The following is a 25,263-nucleotide window of genomic DNA, read 5'->3' as shown; positions in this document are numbered from 1 at the left end:
TGCTACTTGTTAGGCTCCGATGCTTCGAACGTCTTGCGCCAGGATTCCACCGAGGTAATCTCCGGAAGTGCATCGCGGTACTGCGTGCGGAGGGTCTCCCAGTTGGAGAAAAGCTGCGCGTGCAGCTTGGCGGATTCAACCACAAGTTGGCGGGCCATTTTGGGATCCCTCAGGTGCCAGGATGCGCCGGTGCCATCTGCGTTCGAGACCACCGCGCTGTCCAGGTGCGCCAGGCTCCACCATTTTCCGTCCTGGTGGGCCACCTGGGCCTCCGGGTTGGCCTTGGCGGTGTCCCGCACAGGAGCCAGCGTCTGCTTCAAGACTGTCTTGACAGCCCACGGAAGAAGGCCGAGGGCACCAGGCTGCTTGTAGGACTGGGGCTTCTTCGGCGGACGCTTCCGGAAGACCTCCGGGAAGGCGGCAGGGTCCGTCTTGATCTGGGAGTCCGGGAATTCATCGCGCATGGCGCGAAGCTTCGGCATGGTGGTGGGTAGTTGCTTGTGAAGATCGCCTGGTCCGGCAAGGACATCACGCAGGGCCATAACGCGGGCCTGCTCAGGGTAGTACTGCATCGAGACCAGGTGCTTGATGTCCGCGTTCAGGCTCTCCCGGAGGATTCGACCACCCTTGGGGAACGGCGAGTGCAGGAGAGTCGCGATGAGGCGGTTCCGCTCGTGGTAGTAAGCCTGCCAGTCCACGGAGTCGTCTTTATCGGCCCAGGAAACGTGCCAGACTGCCGCGCCAGGAAGGGTTACAGTCGGGAAGCCGGCGGCACGGGCACGAAGCGAGTACTCGGCGTCGTCCCATTTGATGAACACAGGCAGTGAGAGCCCGATGGTCTCAACCACGGCCTTGGGGATGAGGCACATCCACCAACCGTTGTAGTCGGCGTCCCAGCGGCGGTGCAGCTGCGGTGTTGAGCGCAGACCCGCCTGCGAGAAGTCGTGGTCCCCCAGGCCTTCGACCGGACCCCAAAGGAACCGGTAGAAGTTGACCACCTCGGAGTAGGCGTGCAGAACCGACTTGTTGTACATGTCGAACATGTGACCGCCAACAATGGTCGGCTTCCTGCAGAGGTCGGCGAACGCTACCGCTCGCATGACGCCCTCTGTCTCCAGTTCAATGTCGTCATCGAGCAGCATGACGTAATCGCTCTTGTCGGACACGAGCATCTCGTACATGTTCCGGGCGAAACCACCCGAACCGCCAAGGTTGCCTTGGTTGATGATCCGCAGCTGGTCACCCATGGATTCAGCGACGGCGTCAAAGCCGGCTTCGTCGGCGACTTTCTTGTTTCCTTGGTCGACGATGATCAGTTCGGCAAGAATTTCCCGGAGCCCGGCATCGCCATCAATGGCCTTGATGGTTTCCAGGCAGTAGTCCGCTCGGTTGAAGGTAGTGACGCCCAAGGTGACACGGCCGTGGGGGCGACCCTCGTCGGGCACGGCCCAGTGGGCGCTTTTCAGCGCCATGCCCTCGCCGCCGGCGATGAGGTCGAACCAGTACCAGCCGCCGTCGCCAAACGGTGCCAGCGTCAATTCGAAATCGTTGGCAGCGGACCCTTCAACCAGTACGGAATCCACGCGCTGGGAAGCTCCACGGGCGTTGGAGCGGTAGACGATGATGGTTCCTTCGCCCTCGGTTTCGAGGTGGAGGACGGTCTTCGTGGCAATCGTCCACTTACGCCAGTAGCTGGCAGGGAAGGCATTGAAGTAGGAACCGAATGAGAGGCGTTCTCCGCGGCGGACCTGGACGGAACCACGGTCAAGGATGTCTTCGGGGTGAAGCTGCCGGGCGATGCCTACTGCCTGTACTTCCGAGCTTCCCTGGCTGCCCTTCTGGACCGTGCTCGTGTCGGGGTCCACGTAGAGGGGAAGGGTGTCAAGGTCGCGGTTCGCCGGGAAAATGACCCGCTGAACAATCCGCAGGTTTTCTTCCGTTGAACCGGGAACATCCGCGGCGGTAGTAGCCGTCATGGCGATCTCCTGGCTTTCATTTGTTGTGGCGGTCACGCGTCCACTCCCCCACTTTCAAGCTTTGCGCCGCCGGTGAAGTGCGGCTTGATCTTGTTGTCGTACATTGACAGTGCGGAGCCAATGGCCATGTGCATGTCAAGGTACTTGTAGGTGCCAAGGCGTCCACCGAACAGCACCGATTTCTCACCCTTGGCGAGATCGCGGTAGGCAAGAAGCTTCTGGCGGTCGTCGGAGGTGTTGATGGGGTAGTAAGGCTCGTCGCCCTTCTCAGCAAAGCGCGAGAACTCGCGCATGATGACCGTAGCGTCCTTGGTGTAGTCGCGCTCCGGGTGGAAGTGGCGGAATTCGTGGATGCGGGTGTACTTTTCCTCGGCATCGGGGTAGTTCATAACGGCACAACCCTGGAAGTCCTCGATGGGCAGGACCTCTTCTTCAAGGTCGATCGTGCGCCACGAAAGGTCGCCCTCGGCGTAGTCGAAGTAGCGGTCCACTGGGCCGGTGTAGATAACAGGCACCTGGCCAAGGACGGAGGAGCGGCCGAACTCGCCGTCGTCGAAGAAGTCCGTATTGAGGACAACTTCAATATTGGGGTTATCCGCCATACGCTCAATCCAGGCGGTGTAGCCGTCAACCGGTAGCCCTTCATGGGTGTCATTGAAGTAGCGGTTGTCGTAGTTGTAGCGCACGGGAAGTCGGGAAATGATCTCCGCCGGCAGGTCCTTGGGATCCGTCTGCCACTGCTTGCCCGTGTAGTGCTTGATGAACGCCTCGTACAGCGGGCGTCCGATCAGCTGGATGCCCTTGTCATTCAGGTTCTGGGGATCCGTTCCGGCAAGTTCGCCGGCCTGTTCGGCAATAAGCGCCTTCGCTTCCGAGGGGCTCATGGCCGAGCGGAAGAACTGGTTGATGGTGCCCAGGTTGATGGGCATGGGGTACACCTCGCCCTTGTGGCTGGTGTACACCTTGTGCTGGTAGTTGGTGAACTTGGTGAACCGGTTCACATACTCCCAAACGCGTTCGTTGGACGTGTGGAAGAGGTGGGCTCCATAGCGGTGCACCTCGATTCCCGTCTTTGCTTCGTTCTCGCTGTAGGCGTTTCCACCAATGTGGTGACGGCGATCAAGCACCGCAACCTTCAGCCCCAACTCGGTAGCGGCGCGTTCTGCAATGGTCAGGCCAAAGAAACCCGAGCCGACGACGACGAGATCAGCGTTCACAAACTCTCCTGTGTATTGGCGTGCGGGCACAGAAATGCCCACGTCTACTGGTCAAGGCTACCCGACGTTACGATCTAATCCCGATTCGGGGGGCGCGCGGAAGCACGGCAGCGATTGACCTGAAAAACGAACGGGAGGCTTGGCCAGCGCCAGCCTCCCGTTCAAATGCCCGAAGTATCCTTCGGCTAAAGTGCGACGACGGCGCCGGTTTCGGCCGACTTGAGCACGGCCTCAGCGACGCGGAGGGTCTCAAGCCCTTCGGCCATTGTGACAATGTTCATGGACTTGCCGAGGACCGCATCGCGGAAAGCCTCGTGTTCCATCTTCAACGGTTCGCGCTTGGCCAAAGCAAAGCGGGTAGAAGAACCTTCGGAGACGCCACGGAAGGCCGCGATGGAGTCCCAGTCCGTCTGGAAAGTGCCGTTCTCGACAAACGTCAGGTCCGCCGAAATCGTGTCGGCAATGAACGCGCCTCGCTCGCCCAGAACAACAGTGGTGCGTTCCTTCATGGGAGAGAGCCAGTTGACGATGTGGTTGGTAACGACCCCATCCTTGAGGTGCCCAATGGCTGTGACCATGTCTTCGTGTTCGCGTCCGCTGCGGGAAGTGGTGTGCGCCACCACGTTGACGAAGTTGCTTTGAGCCAACCACGCCGTGAGGTCGATGTCGTGGGTCGCGAGGTCCTTGACCACACCAACATCGGCGATCCGCGAGGGGAAGGGACCCTGGCGGCGGGTGGAGATCTGGTAAACCTCGCCGAGATCGCCATTGCCAAGGCGGTCGCGAAGGCTCTGCAGGGACGGGTTGAAGCGTTCAATATGTCCCACGGCACCGATCAAGCCCTTGGCATCGAAAGCCTCGGCTATGCGACGGCCCGACACCGAGTCATTGGCGATGGGCTTTTCCACCAGGCAGTGCACTCCGGCTTCGGCAAGCTGCAAGGCAACTTCCTCGTGCAAGATTGTCGGCACGGCTGCGACAGCCATATCGATGCCCTGCTCGATGAGCTGCTCAACGGTGCTGCAGACCTCCAAGCCACTGGCTACGTTGTGTGGGTCCCCAAAGGAATCAGCAACGGCAACAAGGTCGACACCGTCAAGCTCGCGGATAACGCGTGCGTGGTGACGGCCCATCATGCCGAGTCCGATGAGGCCAGCGCGCAGATTTGCCACTAGCTACCTGCCTTTGCCACAGCGTTGACTGCCGCAACGATCCTGTCGAGGTCATCCTGGCTCAATGACGGGTGCACAGGAAGGGACAGCACGGTCGATGCTGCTTCTTCGGTGACCGGCAGGTCATCAGAGGTCTGGAACGGGGCGAGACGGTGGTTGGGGATCGGGTAGTACACGCCGCAGCCCACGTTGTACTCCTCGCGCAGAGCCTTGGCGAAACCATCACGGTCCTCGGCGATGCGGATGGTGTACTGGTGGTAGACGTGCTCGTAGCCCTCTACAACCTTCGGGGTAACGACACCTTCGATGTTTGCATCGAAGAACGCCGCGTTCTCCTGACGGGTCTTCGTCCAGCCCTCGACCTTGGTCAACTGAACGCGGCCAATCGCTGCGTGGATGTTGGTCATGCGGGCGTTGAAGCCAACCAGCTCATTTTCGTACTGGCGTTCCATGCCCTGGTTCCGCAGCAACCGAAGCCGCCGTTCGACGTCGGCCAAACCGGTGCTGACCATGCCGCCTTCGCCGGAGGTCATGTTCTTCGTGGGGTACAGGCTGAACATGGCGAAGTCGCCGAAGGTACCGACCTTGCGGCCGTTGACTGCGGCACCGTGGGCCTGGGCTGCATCTTCAAAGACTTTTACGCCGTGCTTGGCGGCAACTGCACCGATGCCATCCACGTCAAAAGGGTGGCCGTAGAGGTGAACCGGCATGATGGCAGCCGTCCGGTCAGTGATTTTCGACTCGACCGACGCCGGATCCAGCGTGTAGTGGTTGATGTCCACATCGGCGAAGACAGGGGTTGCACCCGTCAATGCCACGGAGTTGGCTGTAGCAGCAAAGGTGAATGACGGAACAATGACTTCGTCGCCGGGACCAATGCCTGCGGCAAGGAGCCCGAGGTGCAAGCCGGACGTTCCGGAGTTGACTGCCACAGCCGCCCGGCCGTCAAGGAGGACCTGCGAGAATTCCTGTTCAAAGGACGCAACCTCCGAACCCTGTGCAAGTTGGCCGGAGGCCAGAACAGCCTCTACTGCCTTGCGCTCATCATCACCGATGATGGGCTTGGCGGGGGGAATGAATTCGGGGCTCATGCCTCTACCTCTCGAAGGGTCTCGTTCTGTTCAACATATGTGGCGCCGGTTTCCGGGCATACCCAGTTTTCGCCGCTGCGCTGCAGCGGGAAACCGGCCTTGCCGACCCAACCATGGCGCTTGGCCGGCACTCCGACCATCAAAGCAAAGTCCGGAACGTCCTTGGCCACAACGGCGCCTGCTGCCACGGTGGCCCACCGGCCAATAGTGACGGGAGCAACGCATACAGCGCGGGCTCCAATGGATGCGCCTTCACGGATGGTGACGCCCACGGGCTCCCAGTCATGGGCACTCTTCAACGTTCCGTCCGGGGCAACCGCCCGGGGGTAGGTGTCGTTCGTCAGGACTACGGCGGGGCCGATGAAAACCCCTGCCTCCAGTTCCGCGGGCTCGTAAACAAGTGCATAGTTCTGGACTTTGCAGTTGTCCCCCATCTTGACTCCGGAGCCGATGTAGGCCCCGCGTCCGACGATGCAATTGACGCCTAATTCGGCCTGCTCGCGGACTTGGGCCAGATGCCAGATCTTTGATCCATCACCAATTACCGCCTCGTCTGAAACATCGGCGCTCTCAGCAACCACTATCACCGGTGAAGGTCCTTCCTCATTGAGCACACGCGACAACGAGTTTCATCTTAGCCGAGACACAAAGCCGCGGCGTCAAGGGCCGGATCTGCCATGGCGGTGCCGAAGTTGTCCACATACAGCCCAAACGAGGCTGCCGTCCGCTTCGGTCCTCCATAACGATGGTGTGGAAAGGGAGGACAAAGCATGACATTGGAGTGCACACTGGTTCGCAGTCCCACTGCCTCCGCACCCGCAGGAGCGGAGGAACTATCCATCGCCGTGGCGCCCGGGACGCCTGGGTCCCACCTGGCTTCTCTGCTCAAGGCAGCCCGCGATACCGGCCCGCTCAGAGTTGGCATGGAGGATCTTGCGACGCTAACTGTCGGGTTGCCGCCCCTGGTGTCAGGAGCTGTTCTGGTGGACGGTTTGATACCGCCGGCAAAGACCCCCGACCCACCGTTGCCATTGATGTTGTTGGTCCATACCGGCCCTGGTGCAGGTTCCGTCTTCGGGATTCCGCGGGGGCAGCACGGTATCGGCAGGGCTGCTGCAGACATTTCAATAGAAGATCCAACAATGTCGAGGCACCACGCAGTGCTGGAGGTGTCGGGGAAACATCTTGAGATAGCTGCCGTCTCGGCATCGAATCCGGTTTATGTTGACGGACGCCCCACCCGCCGCTCGTTGGTCAACTCCCGTTCCTCAATCGTTTGTGGTCGAACATCGTTCAGCCTCTCCTCTGACACCACCGACTTTCCCGTACTTGCAACGGATGCGGGCCGTTCGGTGAAAGAACCTGTTGCGGTGCCCGGCACAAGAACCTACGGGGGTCGTGCAACCATTGCCCTAGCGGCCGGCCTGCCGTTGCTTGCAGGCGTAGGCCTCGCTGCGGCCACCGGCATGTGGATGTATTTGGCCTTTACTTCCCTATCGGCGCTCGGTGTACTTCTTCCGTTGATGCGGGGCAGGCAGGGCAGGCAGCATTACCGGCGGGCCCTTGATGGTGCGGTCGAGGACGATGCCAGCAGGCGTCGCCGGTGTGCCCCCTCCGCCGCGGAGATCATGCTCGCCGCCTTCGTCAAGGATCCCGCTGCCCACGGATTCGAAACCGGTGGGGCTGGTTCAACTCCGGAGCCCGATTCCAAAGCGACACCACGACTGGAGAACCACGCGGTCTGGTTACGCTTGGGCACCACCGAATCCTCAGCGAATATCCGCGTGGTTCCGGAGGATCCGCACTTCACTCCGCCGCGGCTCGGCCTGTGCCCCGTGACCCTGGATCCGGAGCATCGGAGCGTAGCGATCCTCGGAGATGAGGGGCACGTGGAAGCCATGCTTCGATTCATGCTCATGCAGCTCGCCAGTTTCCCTGGTTCCGCCGACGCTCCGGTCCTTATCCTGGGACCGACCGGCAGGCTCCCCCTGAGCGCCAGGTTCCTCCCCCGGGTGACGCTCGCTTCAAACACGACGGCTGCCCTGGAGACTCTGAACAAGCTCAGGCATAACCCTCATGGGAGGCTCGTGGTGTTGGGAAGCCGGGCGCTCCATGATGATGAGGCCCTGCAGAAAACTGTGCAGGGCGCCCTTCGTGCCGGATGGCAAGTACTGCATTGCCAGGGCGCAGCTGGAGCATCAGCGGGCACCATCACCATCGAGCCCTCCGGAACAGCTGCATCCTTCGAGTCCGGCGGCGAGCGCCTGGACTTCGTGCCCGACCTCGTCCCAGCCGATGTTTTCGACCGCTTCTGCCGTACCGTCGCCGCTGCAGCCAGTACGGCGGAGCGCCGCCGCGAAGGCGACCTTCCGCGTAGATCTTCCTTGGCCGCGCTACTGCCGTACGGTCACCGCCGGGTCCTTAACCGGTGGCGCTCCGCCTCCTGGAAGGACGGCGTGACAGCCGTGCTGGGAGAAGGCCACGATGGACCGCTCACCTTCAGCTTCAAGCGCGACGGTCCCCACCTCCTGGTTGCAGGTACCACCGGTTCAGGAAAGTCGGAACTCCTCAGGACACTCGTTGCGTCCATCGCACTGACGGTCCCGCCTGAGCAGGCGACGTTTCTTTTCCTGGATTTCAAGGGCGGGTCCGGCTTGGGTCCTTTGGCCGGGCTGCCGCACTGTGTGGGCCTGCTGACGGACCTCGGCCATCAGAACATTGATCGGGCACTGGAGTCGTTGCGGGGGGAGGTCAAGTACCGGGAGAGGCTCTTTGCTATGGAGGGGGCAGCGGATCTTGCTGACTACCAAGAATCAGTTGGTACCGAAGGCGTCGGGCTGGCGCACCTGATACTTGTGATTGATGAGTTTCGGATTCTTGTGGACGAGGAACCGGCGGCCATTCGCGAGCTCATGCGCATCGCCACTATAGGTCGTTCGTTGGGAATTCATCTGGTGATGGCCACGCAGAGACCGCAGGGGGCGCTGACCGCCGACATCCGGGCCAACGTCACCTCCAGCATCTCCCTTCGGGTCCAGTCGGAAATGGAATCCGTGGACATCATCAATTCCAAGGATGCTGCGTCCATAGGCGTTGATGTCCCGGGCCGGGGTTTCCTTGCTACGGCAGCCAAGGAGCCTCAGGAGTTCCAGGCAGCGTCTTTGAGTTTCCTGTATCCGGACACCGTACCTTCAAGCTCTGCAGAAGTGGCAGGCGGCACTGTTGACCCCCTTCGACCAGTGGTTCAGTCCACTGCCCAAGCACTCAGTGAATCCCCGGCTAGCGCGGGTGCTTTGCGTGGGGTATCCCGAACGGAGACAGTTGATAACCACACGGAGACGGGCATCGGACAGCTCGTGTCTGTCATAGGTGAAGCCTGGGGCTACCTGGGCATGCCCTCGCCCCGGAGTCCCATCGCCGCCCCGCTGCCGCAGCGCATCCCTTGGGACGACAGGCTTGCGCTCGTGGATAAACCACCGGGGATGCCCGATAGCGTTGCAGAGCCGTGGCGAGTGGGACCCATTGCGCTCCTCGACAAACCCACCCTGCAGCGTGTGGACTGCTTGTACTGGTCGCCGGCCAAGCACGGACATCTTGCAATGGTCGGCGGCCCTTCCAGCGGCATGAACCATAGCTTCCGGGCTGTAGCCGCCATGCTGGCAACCCAAGCACCCCAACCCTGCCTGTACATACTGGACGCGAACCGGCTGCTGGGCAACGTCGAAGCTGGTCAAGGAATCGGGGCTTACGCAGGCTTGGACCAACTTGGCTTCGCGGCACGGATCCTGTCGCGGGTGGCAGCCGAGTTGGAGACGAGGCGCGCAGCCCCGGATCTGCCTGATGGCCGTTCGCCGCTTGTGCTGATTGTCGCTGGCTGGTGTTCATGGATGTCGGCGCTGAGAGGCGGCCCCTACGAGTGGGCGGAGGGCATGCTCCACGAAATCGCCAGGGACGGAGTCCCCTTGGGGATCACGTTGTTGATCTCAGGTGAACGGGAACTGGTCAGCTCGCGCTTGTTCGCGGCCATATCAAACCGCGCATACTTCCCCCTGGGCACCACTGAGGAGTCGCGTTTCCACTGGCCTCGTTTGCCTGAGATGGAAGCCGCCCCGGGTCGCGCTTTCGTTTCGGGAAACATTGTCGAATCCCGGCCGGCGACGGCGCAGTTCAGGGAGGCACCTGCAGCCGGTACCTGGCCGTTCGGCAAGCGCATTGCAGCTGAACCGCCGTTTCGTTTACGCCCGCTCCCCCTGTTGCTGACACATGAAGATTTCCTTAGCCGCAAAGAAGCGGCCGCACCTTCCGGAAAAGCCCCAGTGCCGACGCTCCAGGGCGCTGGAGGTGACACCTGCGTCGGCGGGGCACCCAGCGCGGGAACGGAACGCGGCGGTGCATCGGCTGACGTTGCGCCCCACGGAGAATTGAAGCTCGATCCGCAGGCCCCTGAGCCATTGTGGATCGGGGTTGCGGGGGACGACGCTTCGCCGGCGGCATTCCCCCTGAAGACAAGAGGCGTCAGCATCGTGCTGGGCAGCCCAAGATCCGGCAAGACCACCATTCTTTGGTCGCTGGTGAGTTTGAACCCGCAGATACACTGGCTTTTCCCTCCGGACGGGTCAGCTGCGGGAGCCTTCTGGGCTTCAAAGGCATCGGCGGCAGCCGACGGAACCCTCAACCCGCAAAGTGTCCTGTTGGTGGACGACGTCGAGTCCTTGGACGCCACGGGCCGACGGGCTCTTGACGCCTTGGCCGGCCAGGTCGCCGGCATCATCCTGACGGCCACGCCCGGTCCAGCCCTGCACCACCTTCCTTTGGTCAAAGAAGTGCAGGCGTCAGGAATGGGTTTGCTGCTGGCGCACGGAAGCCCTCTTGATGGGGAGCTGCTGGGCGTACGGCTCTCCGCTGACCCCGGCCGCCGTCCGGGCAGGGGCTTCATCATTGACCGAGGAGAAGCAATTCCCTTTCAAGGGGTACTTTCCGCTGGATTTCCGACACGGGAGTGACAGCAACTGCGGCGTCACGGGAGCAAGGGGGTCACAGGGCGCCGTTACTGCCACCCGTCCGCGAAGCAAAGGAGATGACATCCCGCTGGAAGAGGAAGATGATCGCGGCCAGTGCCGGAAAGATCATGGCCAGCCCAGGGAGTACAAGGCCGCCTGTCATCGTGGGGAAACCAATGGTGAGGACGAACAGTTGGGCCACCAAAGCAGCCGCGCGCGTCCATCGGAAGCCCCGGAATAGGAAATGCCCTACCGCGAACAGCCAGGCCGAGAAAGCCAGGAGCAGGACCAAGGTAAAGACGGCTCCCCAAAAAGTCAGTACGGGAGCACCTGTAAGGAGTTCAAATCCGTACCAAGCGGCAGCAGCGAGCAAGGCTGTGGCTTCGAGGGCAACGACGATGGAAATAATGACTATCCCGCGAGGTCGCGACGTCCCGACGTTGCCCGGACCTGGGCGGTCGGAATCGTCATTTCCATCAGGGCCGGAGTGTGGCTGGGCAGGGTTTACAGGAGGTCTTGACACACTGGCACACTACCGGACATAGTCATCTAGCAGTGAGGGCACTGGCGGCTGATGTGATGCATCGCTCACGGATTCCGAGCATTTCGACCACTAACACCCCTTGTTTACAAGGCGTTAACATGAAACGCTTGACTCAGACGACCAAGGGGGCCCATGCGGGCCCCTTTCCTTTGGAGCCTCTCGTGAATGTTTTCACAAAAGGCCTTTCTAGTTCTCACGAATGGAGTGACTGATCAGCATGGATTGGCGTAATCGCGCAGCCTGCCTCGACAAGGACCCGGAGCTCTTCTTCCCAGTCGGCAACACGGGACCCGCACTTCTCCAGATCGAGGAAGCCAAGAGCGTTTGCCGCCGCTGCCCCGTCGTGGACACGTGCCTGCAGTGGGCATTGGAGTCCGGCCAGGATGCAGGCGTTTGGGGCGGAATGAGTGAAGACGAACGGCGTGCCCTCAAGCGTCGCGCAGCACGCGCACGTCGCGCCTCCTAAGAAGCAGAGGCGAAAGAGGCCGCGGACCATCCGGTCCGCGGCCTCTGCTTTTTAACCCCGGCAGTGCAGGCGCGCTATGCGCGTGCGAGATTCAGTACGATCTGCACGGCTGTCCCGCCGCCTTCCCTCGGGCTCCACTGAATGGTTCCCCCGAGTTCGCTGGTGACGAGGGTTCGGACAATCTGCAAGCCCAAACCTTCGGCGTATTGCCCATCCGGCAGCCCCACGCCGTCGTCGGCGATCGTTACGGTCAGGAATTCGTCCTTGCCGTCCCCCTCGGCGCGGTCCGCCACCAGCCACACAGTGCCTGTGCGGCCCTCAAGTCCGTGCTCAACGGCATTGGTAACGAGTTCATTGATGACCAAGGCCAGCGGGGTCGCAAAATCACTGGGCAATTCCCCGAACAGGCCTGAACGTTCAGTTCTTACCTGTTGGGATGGCGATGCCACTTCCGCGGAAAGCCGGAACTGACGCCCGATCAACTCGTCGAAATCAACACTCTGGGTCAGGCCTTGGGACAGGGTTTCATGCACCAGTGCAATTGTTGCCACGCGCCGCATCGCTTGTTCGAGGCCCTGCTTCGCCTCATCGCTGACCATTCGCCGGGACTGCATACGCAGCAGGGCGGCCACCGTTTGCAGGTTGTTCTTGACCCGGTGGTGGATCTCGCGGATCGTGGCGTCCTTGGTGACAAGTTCCATCTCCCGACGCCTGAGTTCGGAGACGTCGCGGCACAGCACCAAGGCGCCGAATCGATGTTGTTCGTCGCGCAGCGGGATGGCACGCAAGGAAAGGCTGACGCCCCTCGATTCAATCTCGCTTCGCCAAGGCATGCGGCCGGTCACTACCAGGGGCAATGTCTCGTCCACCATCCGTCGGTCTTTCAGCAGACCCGCAGTGACCTCGGCAAGCGACCGGCCCTCCAGGGACTCCACTTCGCCGAGCCTGCGGAACGCGGAAACCCCGTTGGGACTGGCGTACTGGACTATGCCGTCCGCGTCGAGCCGGATCAGCCCATCACCGACGCGGGGCGCGCCCCGGCGCGAGCCCGTCGGGGAAGCGAAGTCGGGCCAGAGCCCGAGCGTGCCCATGCGGAGGAGATCGTAGGCACACTGCCGATAGGTCAGTTCCAGCCTCGAGGGCATGCGGGAGCTGGAGAGGTCCATGTGTGAGGTAACGACGGCGAGAGTTCTTCCGTTGCGCACCATGGGCACTGCTTCAACCCGCAGAGCCATCTCGCTGCTCCAACTGGTCTCGCTGGAGCGTTCGATGGCTCTGCTGTTCCAGGCCTTCTCCACCAGTGGACGAAGGTCCGAGCGAATGCCCTCGCCCACGAAGTCCGCGTGGAACACCGTATGCGATGTCGACGGACGGACGTGGGCGAGGGCTATGTAGCCAAACTCGGGGTGCGGAAACCAAAGAGCCAGGTCCGCGAAAGCCAGATCCGCGACCATTTGCCAGTCGCCAACCAGGAGGTGCAGCCATTCGGCATCTCCAGGCCCGAAATCAGCATGTTCCCTGATGGGGTCTGTAAAGATTGCCACTGCACCTCCATTTGCGACGCGGAGAACTTCCTAGCGTCGGACGATTGACCTCAAGAGCCTTAATGCTACCGACAGTGAGGCCATGTCGTCGGCCTCGAGCGCGTTGACCTCGTCGAACATGGTCTTCGCCCTGCCCAGTTGCTCGGCGTTCAGCTCCTCCCAGTCCTTCAACCGGTCTTCCGCGGATGCGTTGGACTCCGTTGCTTCAAGGACCGAAGTAGTCATGTCGGCAACTGTTGAGTACAGGTCATCCCGAAGGGCTGCGCGGGCCAGCGCCTGCCAGCGGTCATCGCGCGGCAGTGAACTGATGCGCTCCAGCAGCGAATCCACGTGGAAGCGGTTGAACACCGTGTAATACACGTGGGCCACGTTCTCAACGCTCTCCTTGCCTGTCTGGGCAATCCGCGCGATGTCCAGAAGGGCATAGCTTTCGAAGAGCTCGGCCCACCTGCGGGCAAGGTGTTCGGGAAGGTCCCATCCCAGCGCCTTGTCGAGCCAGCCGCTGATGCGGACCTTGTCTTCTCCACGCAGGTAGTCCAAAAGCTTGGCGCGCAACGGCGCCATCATTGGCTTGAACGCATCCACGACGCTGGCGATGGGCTGCGAGGCAATTCCTTGCCCCAGTACCCAACGCACGGCCCGGTCAAGCAGTCGCCTGATGTCCAGGTGGATTTCGCTCCAGTGTTCGGTCGGGAAGGATGCCGGCAGCGCGTTCAGCTCCGCTACCATGGGGTCGAGGTCGTAGATTTCGCGCAAAGCTACGAACGCCTTCGCTACCGCGACCTCGTTGGCCGAGGTTTCCTCAATGGCCCTGAACGCGAATGTGATGCCACCGAGGTTGATGATGTCGTTGGCCACCACGGTTGCGATGATCTCGCGCCGCAGCGGGTGGGTGTCCAAATCGGCGTCGAACTTCTCGCGCAACTGCTTCGGGAAGTAGTTGCGGATCGTGTCCGAGAACCAGGGATCATCAGCCAGGTTGCTGTCGCGCAGCGCAGTACTGAGCTCAATTTTCGCGTAGGCCGAAAGGACGGCCAGTTCGGGCGACGTCAGGCCTTGACCTTGTTCCAGGCGGGCACGAAGGGTGTCGGTGGTCGGCAACGCTTCAAGGTCCCGCTTGAGGTCGGCGGACTTCTCCAGCCAGTCCATGAGCCGCTCGTAGCTGGGGCTCCACTCGGCGACCCGTGTCCGGTCGTTGAGCAGCAGGATGTTCTGGTCGATGTTGTCCTGAAGTACCAAGCGGCCTACTTCGTCGGTCATGTCGGCCAGGAAGGCAGCCCGTTCAGTCTCCTGAAGCTTGCCTGCCGCCACCATCCGATCCACGAAGATCTTGATGTTGACTTCATGGTCCGAGCAATCCACACCCGCAGAGTTGTCAATGGCGTCGGTGTTGAGGATCACGCCCTGCAAAGCGGCCTCAATACGTCCCCGCTGGGTCAAACCAAGGTTTCCGCCCTCACCGACAACCTTGACCCGCAGGTCACGCCCGTCAACACGAATGGCGTCGTTGGCCTTGTCCCCCACAGCAGCATGGGTTTCCGTGCTGGCCTTGACATAGGTGCCGATGCCGCCGTTGTAAAGGAGGTCCGCCGGTGCCAGCAGGATCGCCCGCAGCAGTTCCGGCGGGCTGAGTTGTGTTATGCCGTCGGGCAGTCCCAGGGACTTCCGTACCTGTTCCGAAACAGGGATGGTCTTGGCCTGGCGGGCATAAACTCCGCCGCCCTCGCTGATGAGCGAACGGTCGTAGTCGTCCCATGAAGAGCGGGGCAGCTCAAAGAGACGCTGCCGCTCAGCAAAGGACACTGCAGCATCAGGTGTCGGATCGAGGAAGATGTGGCGGTGGTCGAAGGCCGCCACCAAGCGGATGTGCCGTGAGAGCAGCATGCCGTTTCCGAAGACGTCGCCTGACATATCGCCCACGCCGACGACGGTGAACTCTTCGGTCTGGGTGTCCAGATCAAGCTCGCTGAAGTGACGCTTAACCGATTCCCAGGCTCCGCGGGCCGTAATGCCCATCGCTTTGTGGTCGTAACCCACCGAACCGCCGGAAGCGAAGGCGTCGCCCAGCCAGAAGCCGTACTCTGCCGCCAGCCCGTTTGCTGTATCCGAGAAGGTTGCGGTGCCTTTATCGGCCGCAACCACAAGGTAGGAATCGTCGCCGTCGTGACGAACGACGTCCGACGGCGGGACGAGCCTTTCGCCGTCGCTCGACGTCACGAGGTTATCGGTGATGTCCAGCAGGCCCCGGATGAACGTCTTGTAACTTTCGATGCCTTCCGCCATCCATGCGGCGCGGTCCACTGCGGGATTCGGCAGTTTCTTGGCGAAGAAGCCGCCTTTGGCGCCCGTCGGAACGATGACGGCGTTCTTGACTGTCTGGGCCTTGACCAGCCCGAGAATCTCGGTTCGGAAATCCTCCCTCCGGTCCGACCAGCGAAGACCGCCGCGGGCCACCTTGCCGAAGCGAAGGTGTACGCCCTCGACGCGTGGCGAGTAGACCCAGATTTCGAACATCGGGCGCGGGAACGGCAGTCCCTCTATGGAGGTCGGGTCCAGCTTAAAGCTGAGGTATTCCTTGTTCTGGAAGTAGTTGGTCCGAAGGGTGGATTCAATGAGGTTGATGAAGGTACGCAGGACACGGTCCGCGTCCAAGGTGGCAACCTGCTCCACAGCCTCGGCAAGGGAGGTCCGCGCTGCATCCTGGCGTTCATCGCGGACATCGTCCGCCACGGATGGGTCGAACCGTGCCGAGAAGAGCTCAATGAGTCCACGTGCCACATCCGGGTTGCCCAGGAGGGTATCGGCGATGAAGCCGAAGGAATTCGTGTTTCCCATTTGGCGCATGTACTTGGCGTACGCCCGAAGCACAACTACCTGACGCCAGTGCATGCCTTCGCGGAGCACCAACCGGTCGAAGTTGTCCGACTCCACGGCACCGGTTACCGCAGCACCGAAGGAATCGGCCAAGAGACTTCCGGTGGCAAGGGGGTCGACTCCTGTGGGGTACTTCAACCCGAGGTCGTAGAGGAAGAAGTCGCGGTGATCAGCGGTTTCGATTTCGAAGGGCCGCTCGTCCAGCACTTCCAAGCCGAGGTTGTGGAAGTAGGGAAGAATCTGGCTGAGGCTCTTTGGCTCCATCAGGTAAAGCTTGACGCGGGCATCCTCTTCCAGTGCTTCACCGGCGCCTTCGGGCAGATATACGTGGACGCCGGGCCTGACGTTCCTGATGGGCTCGCCGGTCCGCTCCGCCTGGGCACCGTACTTCTCGAAACGTTCGATGTCCTGCAGGGCGTCTTCGACTTCGTAATCCACGCGGTATCCGGCGGGGAACGCTTCGGCCCAGAGGGCCGACAGAGCATCTGCACTTTCGGCCGGGTGGTGCTCGCGGAGGACCTCGGTGATGCCCTCGCTCCAGGACCTCGACGCCCGCATCAGTCGGTGTTCGAGTTCCTTCGCATTGACTTCAGCGAGCTCAGCGGTGCGTGGAAGCCTGATCCGGAAGAAAACACGGGCAAGCGCGGATTCCGTTATCCGGGCCTCGTAGTCGATGGTCTCGGCCTGGAACGTTTCCCGGAGTTCCTGCTCGATCCTGAGCCGGACGCTGGTGGTATAGCGGTCGCGGGGCAGGTAGACGACTGCGGACATGAAGCGGCCATAAATGTCCGGCCGCAGGAACAGCTTCGTCCTGCGGCGCTCCTGCAGTCGTTGGATTCCCATGGCAGTCGCGGCCAGGTCCGGTATCTCTATCTGGAACAGTTCGTCCCTGGGATAGGTCTCGAGGATGCCCAGGAGGTCTTTGCCGGAGTGTGAATCGATCGGGAACCCGGCATTGCGCAGTACTGCATCGACTTTGTCACGAACAATGGGGATGCTGCGTACAGAGCCGGTGTAGGCGCTCGTCGCAAACAGTCCAATGAAACGGCGTTCGCCATTGACGTTGCCCTGGGCGTCGAAGCTCTTGACGCCAATGTAATCAAGGTACGCCGGCCGGTGGACTGTCGAACGGGAATTCGCCTTGGTGATGACCAGGGCACGCTTCTCCCTCGCCTTCTTCCGTCCGGCGTCTGTCAGGTGTTGGACCTGACGGGTGGTGTCCCCGGCGCGCAAGAGCCCCAGGCCGCTGTCCTCACGAAGCTGGAGAACGTCTTCGCCGTCTTCATTCACGAGGTCGTATTCGCGGTACCCCAGGAAGGTGAAGTTCCCATTGTCCAGCCATCGGAGAAGGTCCTGCGCCTGGCGCAGTTCAGCAATTTGCTCCGGATGGGAGACTCCCCCCAGTGCTTCGGCCAGCTCCAGCGCCTTGCTGCGCATTTTCGGCCAGTCCTCGACGGCGGCCCTTACGTCTCCGAGCACGCGGTGCAGGCCCTCGACCAACTGTTCACGCGTGTCATCGCTGACGCGGTCGATTTCGACCGCAATCCATGACTCCATGTGTGATGCGTTGTCCCCGTCGCCCAGAAGATGGGCGATGCTGGGCAGGGCAGCGGTGTCACCGCTGGAAATTCCGACAGTGGAAGGAACGCGGGAAACGCTGCTCATTTCGCCAGTGACCCGGTCCCGGGTGACGACGAACAATGGGTGCATGACCATGCGGATGGCGCAATTCTGGCGCACGAGCTCGGCGTTGACCGAGTCAACCAGGAAAGGCATGTCGTCCGTAACAATGTAAACAACGTTCCGGTCAGACTCGCTGCCAATTTCGACCAAGGCATTGCCGGGTCGTCGCGACTGGGCAACCGCCTTGTGTTTGGCGGCCCTGGATATCAGCAGTTCCGGGGAGTAGGCCCGGGCGTCCTCCTCTGCGAGGTGCTCGTAGTAGTCACCGAAGAACCCTTCACGGACAACTGCTGCATCGGACCGATCCTCCACGCTGGATCCTGACGACATCGACAAACGCCTCCATCACAAGTTGATTGCTGCGACTCTGCAGCCCACATGCCGAGCCTAGCGCTTAAGACGACGAAGAGCTCTGACACTTCGTCCAAAGGAATGACGTTTTTGATGGACAGGAGCACATACCAGTCCGGCGATGGCGCGTCGAATGTCCGATTCTGGTGCACATTCCAGAAGGACGGAGCCTGACAGCAGTGCTGCATCGCAAGCTTCCGGGTCCGACGGAATGTACGCCTCGATGCCGATGCCCGGCCCATAGCGGTTCCAGGCATCATCCAATTGCAGCTCCGGAGAGTAACCAACGGTGGAGCGTTTGACCTTATTAAGCACTACCCTCGGCGATGCTTGCGGAACAACCACTTCGAGTTCAGCCAATCCCCGCACGAGCCGCGGCACCCCAATAGCGTCCGCGGATCCCACAGCGAATACAACATCGGCCAACTCCAGGCTGCGAAGGGTGGATGCATTTCGCCGGGGAGCCAACGTGTCAAAGCTGAGCTCCTCGTCAGCTTCGAGGCAGAAGCCAGTGTCAATCACCACGACGTCCGCCAGCTGCCGGGCCCTCTCCAGCACGAGGGTCAGAGCCGCGGCCCTCAGTTCGGTCCAACGATCGGCCCGCGTGGTACCGGTCAATACGTGAAAGGAACCCGCCTTCGTGAAGACCTCACTCGCCGCGGCCGTCAGGGCCTCGACATCGAGCAGTCCTTGGTCGGCAAGCCTGCAGGCGTGGGCCAACCCGGCCGATTCGTCCAGAAGCCCCAGCATCGCCGAAACACTCGCGCCGTAGCTGTCGGCATCAACCAATATGACCGACTGGCCATCGGCAGCGAGCTCCGCGGCCATGTTCACGGCCAGCAAGGTCCGGCCAGGGGCGCCCGCCGGTCCCCACACAGCAAATATCCGTCCTGATACACCCGGCTCTCCCAAGGCCTCCTCCGGGTGCTGCACCCAGGGAGAATCCACGCCGGGATCGGCAAAACCCGTGCTGCGAGGACCGTCTGCCCGACCGTACCGGCTTGCGCGTTCCACGGCCTCGGAAATCTCGGCCGCGAGTAGCACTGGTTCGATATCCGCAGAAGCAGCGACTACCCCAATGGAACGGAGCCGTCTGGCCTCGCCCGGGCTGTCCGTCAAGGCAACAACGGAGACCCCCACAGCGCCCAGCCTGTCCACCAGCGTAGTGGTCAGTTCTTCTGAGCCGTCACCGACGATGGCTGCGAGCGCCAGCCCACTCTGGCAGGCAGCCAGCAGCTCGGTGAGTTCGGAACACCGGCGCACAACGGTTACCGGACCGTGCAGGCGTTCCAAGCCATCAACTACGGCTTCATGTGCAGCACCGACCGTTACGACCGGGATGCTCATGAGGCGAGCCCCGCCGGGTTCCAGACCACGGAAACTTTGGCCTTGTTGGCTTGGGCTCCCAGCAGTTTTGGCATTTGAGCGTCCGTGACGAGGACGAGCACGCTTGTGGTTTTTGATGCTCCGAGAGTGGTAGCGCCGTGAGTGATCTCCGAAATTTCCGCACCAGGTAACAGCAGCTGTGGATTGTCGTAGGCCGTGCCCGTTCCCGGCATGGCAATCCAAACATCCACCCGGGCACCGGGAACAGCTTGGGTAGGCAGCTCCTGATCCATGGAGATGGCCACCGGTTTCCTTTTCAAAGCATCGGCATTGCCGAGGCTTTCGCGTGGAAGCAACTGGTTCCTGGCCACCCGCTGCAGTGCGACTTTTCCTGCGGACAGACCATCTTCAACCGATACATAGCCGGCCTCCACCTCATCCAACCGCACTTTGACGATGGAAAGGTCTTCAGCCGTCACCATTTGGCCCACAGCGATGTCTTCCCTCGCGGCATAAACCTGTGTCGTCTTGTCGGCATTTCCAAGCAGCGCCACCACTCCTGCCACGGACAGGAACACCAGCAAGATACCTACCAACAGCCTGGGATCCCTCCACGAGGGCTTGCTGATTCGTGCGGCGGCAGGACTTACGCTCGGGCCCATGTGTTCTACTCCCCCGGGTTTGGCTAGAGGCATGGTCGGCGGACCTGCCTCCTTATTCTTACCGTCAGGCCATGTCCAACCAAAGCGTTCAGCCGCAAAGAGGACGGAACTGTGGATAACTACACCAAATGCCTATATGAGTGGCAATATGGAGCCATGCCCCGATTCCTGACATTGGCCGATGTCGCCGAACAACTCCAGATCAATTCCCCGCAGGCGTATGCCTTGGTCCGCAGTGGCGAGCTCAAGGCGATCCAGGTGGGTGGCCGCGGGCAGTGGCGTATCGAAGAAACGATGCTTGAGCAGTACATTCAGGACCGATACGCAGAAGCGAGCCGAATGATTGAAGAGTCCAAGTCCAAGTCACGCTGATCGGGGCAGCGCCGCGCCTAAAAGTCCGGGCTGCTGGCTGAACTGACGGCCACAAGTGCCCCGAAGGGGATGGCCACAACACTGGCGACATTACCCGCCCGTCGCACTTCGCCCTCTTGCACCACAGCAACATCGAAGTGGTCCCGACCTACACGGTCGATGACTCCCCTTATTTCAAAGCTTTGCGGCACCTGTGCCCGTACATGCACAATCACCGAGGCACGGTCCCGGGCCAGCGCCCTCAAAGCCGCGGCAAAGCCCAACGGTTTCACAAGCCGCGGAGTAGCCTTCATTGCCAACCGCCCCAACCCTTGATAGGTGATGACCGACGGGAAGGGAATCACCCACTGCCGGACACCTTCGTCCAGGACGAACCACTCGTTTCCCATGTGACTGATGCTTCCGAGAAGTGCGGCTCCGCTCGACAGGACAACTTTTACCCGACCAGCACCAACAGCGCGCAACCGATCGGTGAGCTCGATACCGGCCAGCTCTACCCTGGCCCGCTCGGTGATCTCTGCTTCCTTCTCCAGGGAGCGTTCTGCCGAAAATTGTGCTTCCAAATCGTTGAAGAGAGAGTCCCATCTCATGTGGTCAGACTAGGCTGCATAACGGAGCCAAGACCAATCCTGCCCTGCGGGCTTGCCTCGCGATTGGACAGGCGCGTGAAATTATGTTGAGAATGGATTCCGAGGTTGATCAAATTACATCAAACTGCATCAAACGAAGCTTGGGGGCTTTGAATGGCACGATCCTTGCGTAGAGACACTGGACTGGCTGTGATGACTTTGGGGCTGGGGCTTCTCCTGGCCTTGATAGGCAACATCCTGGTCGCCCAGTGGGACAACGCCCAGCGGCACAATCAGAGTTTCTCGTTCGACGTGCTTGCCGGATTTACGGCCAGTGCCACCGGAACCGCGATTGTTGCCTGGTGGGCCCTTTCCCTGGTGGTGGCATTTCTGGCAGCGCTCCTGCATAAGAGTGGGGCCGGTAAGGGAGCTGCAGCCCTCTCCAAATACAGCCCCGCCTTTATGGTCAGGCTCGCCGTAGCCGTCCTCGGCATCAATCTTCTTGGCGGTGGTTTGGCGCACGCAGACGCTGCACCAAACCCGGAGTGGTTTCCCACGTCGACCCACAGCAGCACCCTCTCCGGCGCCATCACTCCGGCCTCCGGCAACGGAGCCGGCTCCCCGCTGGCCATCGTCGACGGCGGGAATTCGACGGAAAACGCGCCCGATCCAAGCTGGAGGCCCAATCCTCCATTGGTTGTTCCCGGCTTGCTCAGCCGGCCCGGCTCCAGGGAAGCCCCAACAGCAAGTGAGACGAGCGTCGAGGTGAAAGCCGGCGACACGCTATGGTCAATTGCCGCGGCGAGGCTTGCACCTTTTTCGACTGACGTGGATGTAGCCGTTGCCTGGCCAAAGTGGTACGCCGCGAACCGCTCAATCATTGGGGCCGATCCCTCCGTGCTCGTTCCGGGGCAGATCCTTCAACCTCCAGAACCCGCATAGCGCCTGCCCGCGAAACAACGCAAGGCCGAATCCGGACTTCCGTGAATTAAGAACCGCCCACTCAGGGGCGGAACCGCGCCTCCCATCCCAAACCCAACGTCATCCCAGCAGAAGCCACCCGAGCATGAGCGTTCCCCGCGCTTTCGCTCAAGTAGTGAATGCCAGAGGTATGACCATGTCCGTTGTTACTGCAGGCCGGCCAGACACCCGTCAAAGAGTTTTACGAGCCACCGCTTCCTCCGGCGCCAAAGGTGGCGCCGGAGATACAGACATCCGATTGGTGGCTCGGAGTATTGCCCAAGCCGCCGTCGAAGTGCTTGCCGGTACTCGTCCGCTCGTTCAACTATCGGGTTCATTGGACCCGGACTGCTATTTGGCCCTTCAGCACCGGGCTGCCCTGACACGCAAACATGCAGCGCGAAGCAAAGGGACTCCACAGCCACACCTTAGCCCGATGGTCCGATCGGTGCGCGCCTGTTCCATCAGTGAATCAATTTGCGAAGCAAGCATCGTTGTCGCGGAGGAAGGCCGCTGCCGGGCCGTCGCCATGAGGCTTGAACGAAACGATGGCGCGTGGCGCGTTACGGCACTGGAGATCGGGTAGGTTGCTTCGCCGACCAATGTCCACCACCCAAATATGTCAAAGGGGGCGATCCCTGGGGAACATTGCGTCCTCGGGATCGCCCCCCTTTGTTGGCGATGACTACCGGCTGAGTGCCGGATCCAGGCTAACGGCGCTTCTTCTTGGCGGGTTTGCGCTGCTCCTGGCTTGCAGCCTTGGCCGGGTTTCCGGAACGACCTGATCCACGACCCTCTATCCGGGTCTGCGTAGCGCCGTCCTCGCCGGGCGCAGTGTATTGCAGCTGAGCCGGCTTCTCCGGTGCCTGCAGCCCAGCGGCCCGAATCTGGGGATCATGATGCTCCGCGTGTCCCCCTGCGGCAGAATCATCCGGCACGACGACGTCTTCGGCCGGCGTCACTTCCACCTCGAGGTTGTACAGGAACCCGATGCTTTCTTCCCGGATGGCCTCCATCATGCTCTGGAACATGACAAAGCCCTCACGCTGGTATTCAACCAGGGGGTCGCGCTGTGCCATTGCCCGGAGACCGATACCCTCCTTGAGGTAGTCCATCTCGTAAAGGTGCTCCTGCCACTTGCGTCCAAGGACTGACAGGACAACGCGCCGCTCGAGTTCCCGCATGCTTTCGGAGCCAATGGCTTCTTCGCGGGCCTGGTAGACGAGACGGGCATCGGAAAGGATTTCTTCTCGCAGGAAGTCAGCGGTGATCCGGGACTTGCCGCCTGCTTCTTCGATGATTTCTTCAGGTGTGACAGTCGCCGGGTACAGGGTCTTCAGGTTGGTCCACAGCTGGTTGAAGTCCCAATCGTCGCCATTGCCCTCTGCCGTTGCAGCATCGATGAGGGCGTTGATGGTGTCTTCGAGGAAGTATTGGACCTTCTCGTGGAGGTCGTCACCTTCAAGGATCCGACGGCGGTCGCCGTAGATGGCTTCACGCTGCCGGTTCAGGACATCGTCGTATTTGAGGACGTTTTTGCGCTGTTCGGCGTTCCGCGCCTCCACCTGTCCCTGCGCCGAGGCGATAGCACGGGAAACAAGCTTTGACTCAAGTGCTACGTCGTCCGGCACCGAGCTGTTCATGAGCCGTTCAGCTGCCCCTGAATTGAACAACCGCATGAGGTCATCTGTCAGGGAGAGGTAGAAGCGGGATTCACCGGGGTCGCCCTGGCGTCCGGAGCGGCCGCGCAACTGGTTGTCGATCCGGCGGGACTCGTGTCGCTCCGTGCCCAGGACGTAGAGACCGCCCAGGTTCAGTACTTCTTCGTGTTCATCCTTGACAGCCTGCTTGGCTGCGGCGAGTGCCTCGGGCCATGCGGCCTCGTACTCTTCGGAATTCTCTTCCGGATCGAGTCCGCGCTTTGCGAGTTCGGCGATGGCTGTGAATTCCGCGTTGCCGCCGAGCATGATGTCAGTTCCACGGCCGGCCATGTTGGTGGCAACAGTCACGGCGCCTTTTCGGCCGGCCTGGGCAACGATGGACGCTTCACGCGCGTGGTTCTTCGCGTTCAGAACTTCGTGGCGGATACCCTCCTTGGCCAAGAGCTTGGAGAGATATTCGCTCTTCTCAACGCTCGTCGTGCCGACCAGTACAGGTTGGCCCGCTTCATGCCGCTCTGCAATGTCTTCCACGACGGCGTCGAACTTCACGACCTCGTTCTTGTACACAAGGTCTGACTGGTCGATGCGCTGCATGTCGCGGTTGGTGGGGATGGGAACCACGCCGAGCTTGTACGTGCTCATGAACTCGGCGGCCTCGGTCTCGGCTGTACCGGTCATGCCGGAGAGCTTGGAGTACATGCGGAAGTAGTTCTGCAGCGTTACCGTGGCCAGCGTCTGGTTCTCAGCCTTGATCTCAACATTTTCCTTGGCCTCGATGGCCTGGTGCATGCCTTCGTTGTAGCGGCGACCGGCAAGAATGCGGCCGGTGTGCTCATCAACGATCAGGACCTCGCCGTCGAGGATGACATAGTCCTTGTCCCGCTTGAACAGTTCCTTGGCCTTGATGGCGTTGTTCAGGAAACCAATGAGCGGTGTATTCGCGGATTCGTAGAGGTTCTGGATGCCTAGGTAGTCCTCCACCTTTTCGATTCCGGCTTCGAGGACACCGACGGTTCGCTTCTTCTCATCCACTTCATAATCGACATCAGGCTGGAGTCGAAGGACCACCTTGGCGAACTCGCTGTACCAGCGGTTGGTGTCACCCTGGGCAGGCCCGGAGATGATGAGCGGGGTCCTGGCCTCGTCGATAAGGATCGAGTCGACTTCATCCACAATTGCGAAGTTGTGTCCGCGCTGGACGAGCTCGCTGGCATCCCAGGCCATGTTGTCGCGGAGGTAGTCGAAGCCGAATTCGTTGTTTGTGCCATAGGTGATATCGGCTGCGTACTGTTCACGACGCACGGCGGGGTCCTGGTTTGCCAGGATGCAGCCGCTGGTCAAGCCAAGGAAGCGGTAAACGCGGCCCATAAGTTCGGACTGGTACTCGGCGAGGTAGTCGTTCACCGTGACCACGTGGACGCCCTTGCCGGTGAGCGCGTTCAGGTATGCGGGCGCCGTCGCGACAAGGGTCTTGCCTTCACCGGTCTTCATTTCGGCGATGTTGCCAAGGTGGAGTGCCGCGCCACCCATCAGCTGCACGTCGAAGTGGCGCATTCCCAGGGTCCGGGAGGACGCTTCGCGCACGGCAGCGAAGGCTTCGGGAAGCAAGGCATCGAGCGATTCGCCGTCGTCCTGGTGCCGGGACCGGAGGCGGTCTGTCTCAGCGCGCAGTTCGGCGTCCGTGAAGGACTTGAACGACTCTTCCAGGGCATTGATGGAATCGGCATAGTTCCGCAGTTGCTTGAGGGTCTTTTTGTCACCCGTGCGGAGAAGTTTTTCGATTAGTGATGCCACG

Annotated in this window: 17 protein-coding genes; 5 read left to right on the top strand and 12 right to left on the bottom strand. The window is 61.2% G+C overall.

Annotated elements, in window-relative coordinates; all coding sequences use genetic code 11:
- Nucleotides 1-2: 2 nt before the first annotated feature.
- From ACFVSI_RS09940 to ACFVSI_RS09920, 5 genes are all read right to left on the bottom strand, one after another.
- Complete coding sequence (locus tag ACFVSI_RS09940) at nt 3-2,012, bottom strand: glycosyltransferase (protein ID WP_387822596.1); 2,010 nt, start codon at nt 2,010-2,012, stop codon at nt 3-5.
- Nucleotides 2,009-3,193 carry a UDP-galactopyranose mutase gene (gene glf, locus ACFVSI_RS09935; protein ID WP_262275417.1) on the bottom strand — a complete coding sequence of 395 codons (1,185 nt, stop codon included), beginning with the start codon at nt 3,191-3,193 and terminating at the stop codon, nt 2,009-2,011. Before glf ends, ACFVSI_RS09940 begins: the two co-directional genes overlap by 4 nt.
- Nucleotides 3,194-3,378: 185 nt before the next feature.
- On the bottom strand, nt 3,379-4,365 hold the full coding sequence (locus tag ACFVSI_RS09930) for a Gfo/Idh/MocA family oxidoreductase (protein ID WP_377545278.1): 987 nt from the start codon (nt 4,363-4,365) through the stop codon (nt 3,379-3,381).
- On the bottom strand, nt 4,365-5,456 hold the full coding sequence (locus ACFVSI_RS09925; protein WP_262275419.1) for a DegT/DnrJ/EryC1/StrS aminotransferase family protein: 1,092 nt from the start codon (nt 5,454-5,456) through the stop codon (nt 4,365-4,367). Before ACFVSI_RS09925 ends, ACFVSI_RS09930 begins: the two co-directional genes overlap by 1 nt.
- Nucleotides 5,453-6,070: an acyltransferase gene (locus ACFVSI_RS09920; RefSeq protein ID WP_144659798.1), complete on the bottom strand. Its 618-nt coding sequence runs from the start codon at nt 6,068-6,070 to the stop codon at nt 5,453-5,455. The genes ACFVSI_RS09925 and ACFVSI_RS09920 overlap by 4 nt, the downstream gene beginning before the upstream one ends.
- A 156-nt stretch (nt 6,071-6,226) precedes the next feature.
- Here ACFVSI_RS09920 and ACFVSI_RS09915 point away from each other — a divergent pair, with 156 nt between their 5' ends.
- On the top strand, nt 6,227-10,459 hold the full coding sequence (locus ACFVSI_RS09915) for an FtsK/SpoIIIE domain-containing protein (RefSeq protein ID WP_387822590.1): 4,233 nt from the start codon (nt 6,227-6,229) through the stop codon (nt 10,457-10,459).
- Between the two features lie 31 nt (nt 10,460-10,490).
- Here the strand turns inward: ACFVSI_RS09915 and ACFVSI_RS09910 are convergent, their stop codons facing one another.
- On the bottom strand, nt 10,491-10,979 hold the full coding sequence (locus ACFVSI_RS09910; protein WP_387822587.1) for a hypothetical protein: 489 nt from the start codon (nt 10,977-10,979) through the stop codon (nt 10,491-10,493).
- Nucleotides 10,980-11,217: 238 nt separating this feature from the next.
- On the opposite strand from ACFVSI_RS09910, the gene ACFVSI_RS09905 reads away from it, so the two are divergent.
- On the top strand, nt 11,218-11,466 hold the full coding sequence (locus ACFVSI_RS09905; RefSeq protein ID WP_003804966.1) for a WhiB family transcriptional regulator: 249 nt from the start codon (nt 11,218-11,220) through the stop codon (nt 11,464-11,466).
- A gap of 74 nt (nt 11,467-11,540) precedes the next feature.
- On the opposite strand, the gene ACFVSI_RS09900 is transcribed toward ACFVSI_RS09905, so the two are convergent.
- From ACFVSI_RS09900 to ACFVSI_RS09885, 4 genes are read right to left on the bottom strand one after another with little or no spacing between them, the layout of a single operon-like run.
- Nucleotides 11,541-13,010, bottom strand: a complete 1,470-nt coding sequence (locus ACFVSI_RS09900) for a sensor histidine kinase (RefSeq protein ID WP_387822585.1) — start codon at nt 13,008-13,010, stop codon at nt 11,541-11,543.
- A 30-nt stretch (nt 13,011-13,040) separates the two neighbouring features.
- Nucleotides 13,041-17,897 (bottom strand): NAD-glutamate dehydrogenase, encoded by a 4,857-nt coding sequence (locus ACFVSI_RS09895; protein WP_387822582.1) that lies wholly within the window; start codon nt 17,895-17,897, stop codon nt 13,041-13,043.
- 57 nt (nt 17,898-17,954) lie between these two features.
- Nucleotides 17,955-19,265, bottom strand: a complete 1,311-nt coding sequence (locus ACFVSI_RS09890) for a CpaE family protein (RefSeq protein ID WP_387822580.1) — start codon at nt 19,263-19,265, stop codon at nt 17,955-17,957.
- Nucleotides 19,262-19,906, bottom strand: a complete 645-nt coding sequence (locus ACFVSI_RS09885) for an SAF domain-containing protein (RefSeq protein ID WP_387822578.1) — start codon at nt 19,904-19,906, stop codon at nt 19,262-19,264. The genes ACFVSI_RS09890 and ACFVSI_RS09885 overlap by 4 nt, the downstream gene beginning before the upstream one ends.
- Nucleotides 19,907-20,062: 156 nt before the next feature.
- Between ACFVSI_RS09885 and ACFVSI_RS09880 the strand changes: the two genes are divergently transcribed.
- Nucleotides 20,063-20,278 carry a helix-turn-helix domain-containing protein gene (locus ACFVSI_RS09880; RefSeq protein ID WP_144659791.1) on the top strand — a complete coding sequence of 72 codons (216 nt, stop codon included), beginning with the start codon at nt 20,063-20,065 and terminating at the stop codon, nt 20,276-20,278.
- Between the two features lie 17 nt (nt 20,279-20,295).
- Here ACFVSI_RS09880 and ACFVSI_RS09875 read toward each other — a convergent pair whose 3' ends face one another.
- Nucleotides 20,296-20,868, bottom strand: a complete 573-nt coding sequence (locus ACFVSI_RS09875; RefSeq protein ID WP_387822575.1) for a hypothetical protein — start codon at nt 20,866-20,868, stop codon at nt 20,296-20,298.
- 192 nt (nt 20,869-21,060) lie between these two features.
- Here ACFVSI_RS09875 and ACFVSI_RS09870 point away from each other — a divergent pair, with 192 nt between their 5' ends.
- On the top strand, nt 21,061-21,789 hold the full coding sequence (locus tag ACFVSI_RS09870) for a LysM peptidoglycan-binding domain-containing protein (RefSeq protein WP_387822572.1): 729 nt from the start codon (nt 21,061-21,063) through the stop codon (nt 21,787-21,789).
- 124 nt (nt 21,790-21,913) lie between these two features.
- The gene (locus ACFVSI_RS09865) at nt 21,914-22,393 is read left to right on the top strand and encodes an Rv3235 family protein (RefSeq protein WP_387822570.1); all 480 of its coding nucleotides are present in this window, start codon (nt 21,914-21,916) and stop codon (nt 22,391-22,393) included.
- 124 nt (nt 22,394-22,517) lie between these two features.
- Here the strand turns inward: ACFVSI_RS09865 and secA are convergent, their stop codons facing one another.
- The gene (secA, locus tag ACFVSI_RS09860; protein ID WP_387822567.1) at nt 22,518-25,262 is read right to left on the bottom strand and encodes a preprotein translocase subunit SecA; all 2,745 of its coding nucleotides are present in this window, start codon (nt 25,260-25,262) and stop codon (nt 22,518-22,520) included.
- Nucleotide 25,263: the final 1 nt, after the last annotated feature.

Origin of the sequence: Paenarthrobacter sp. NPDC057981 (assembly GCF_042886835.1) — a bacterium.
GTDB lineage: Bacteria > Actinomycetota > Actinomycetes > Actinomycetales > Micrococcaceae > Arthrobacter.
The sequence above is the reverse complement of the archived record's forward strand: the minus strand, read 5'-3'. Positions and strand labels throughout refer to the sequence as shown.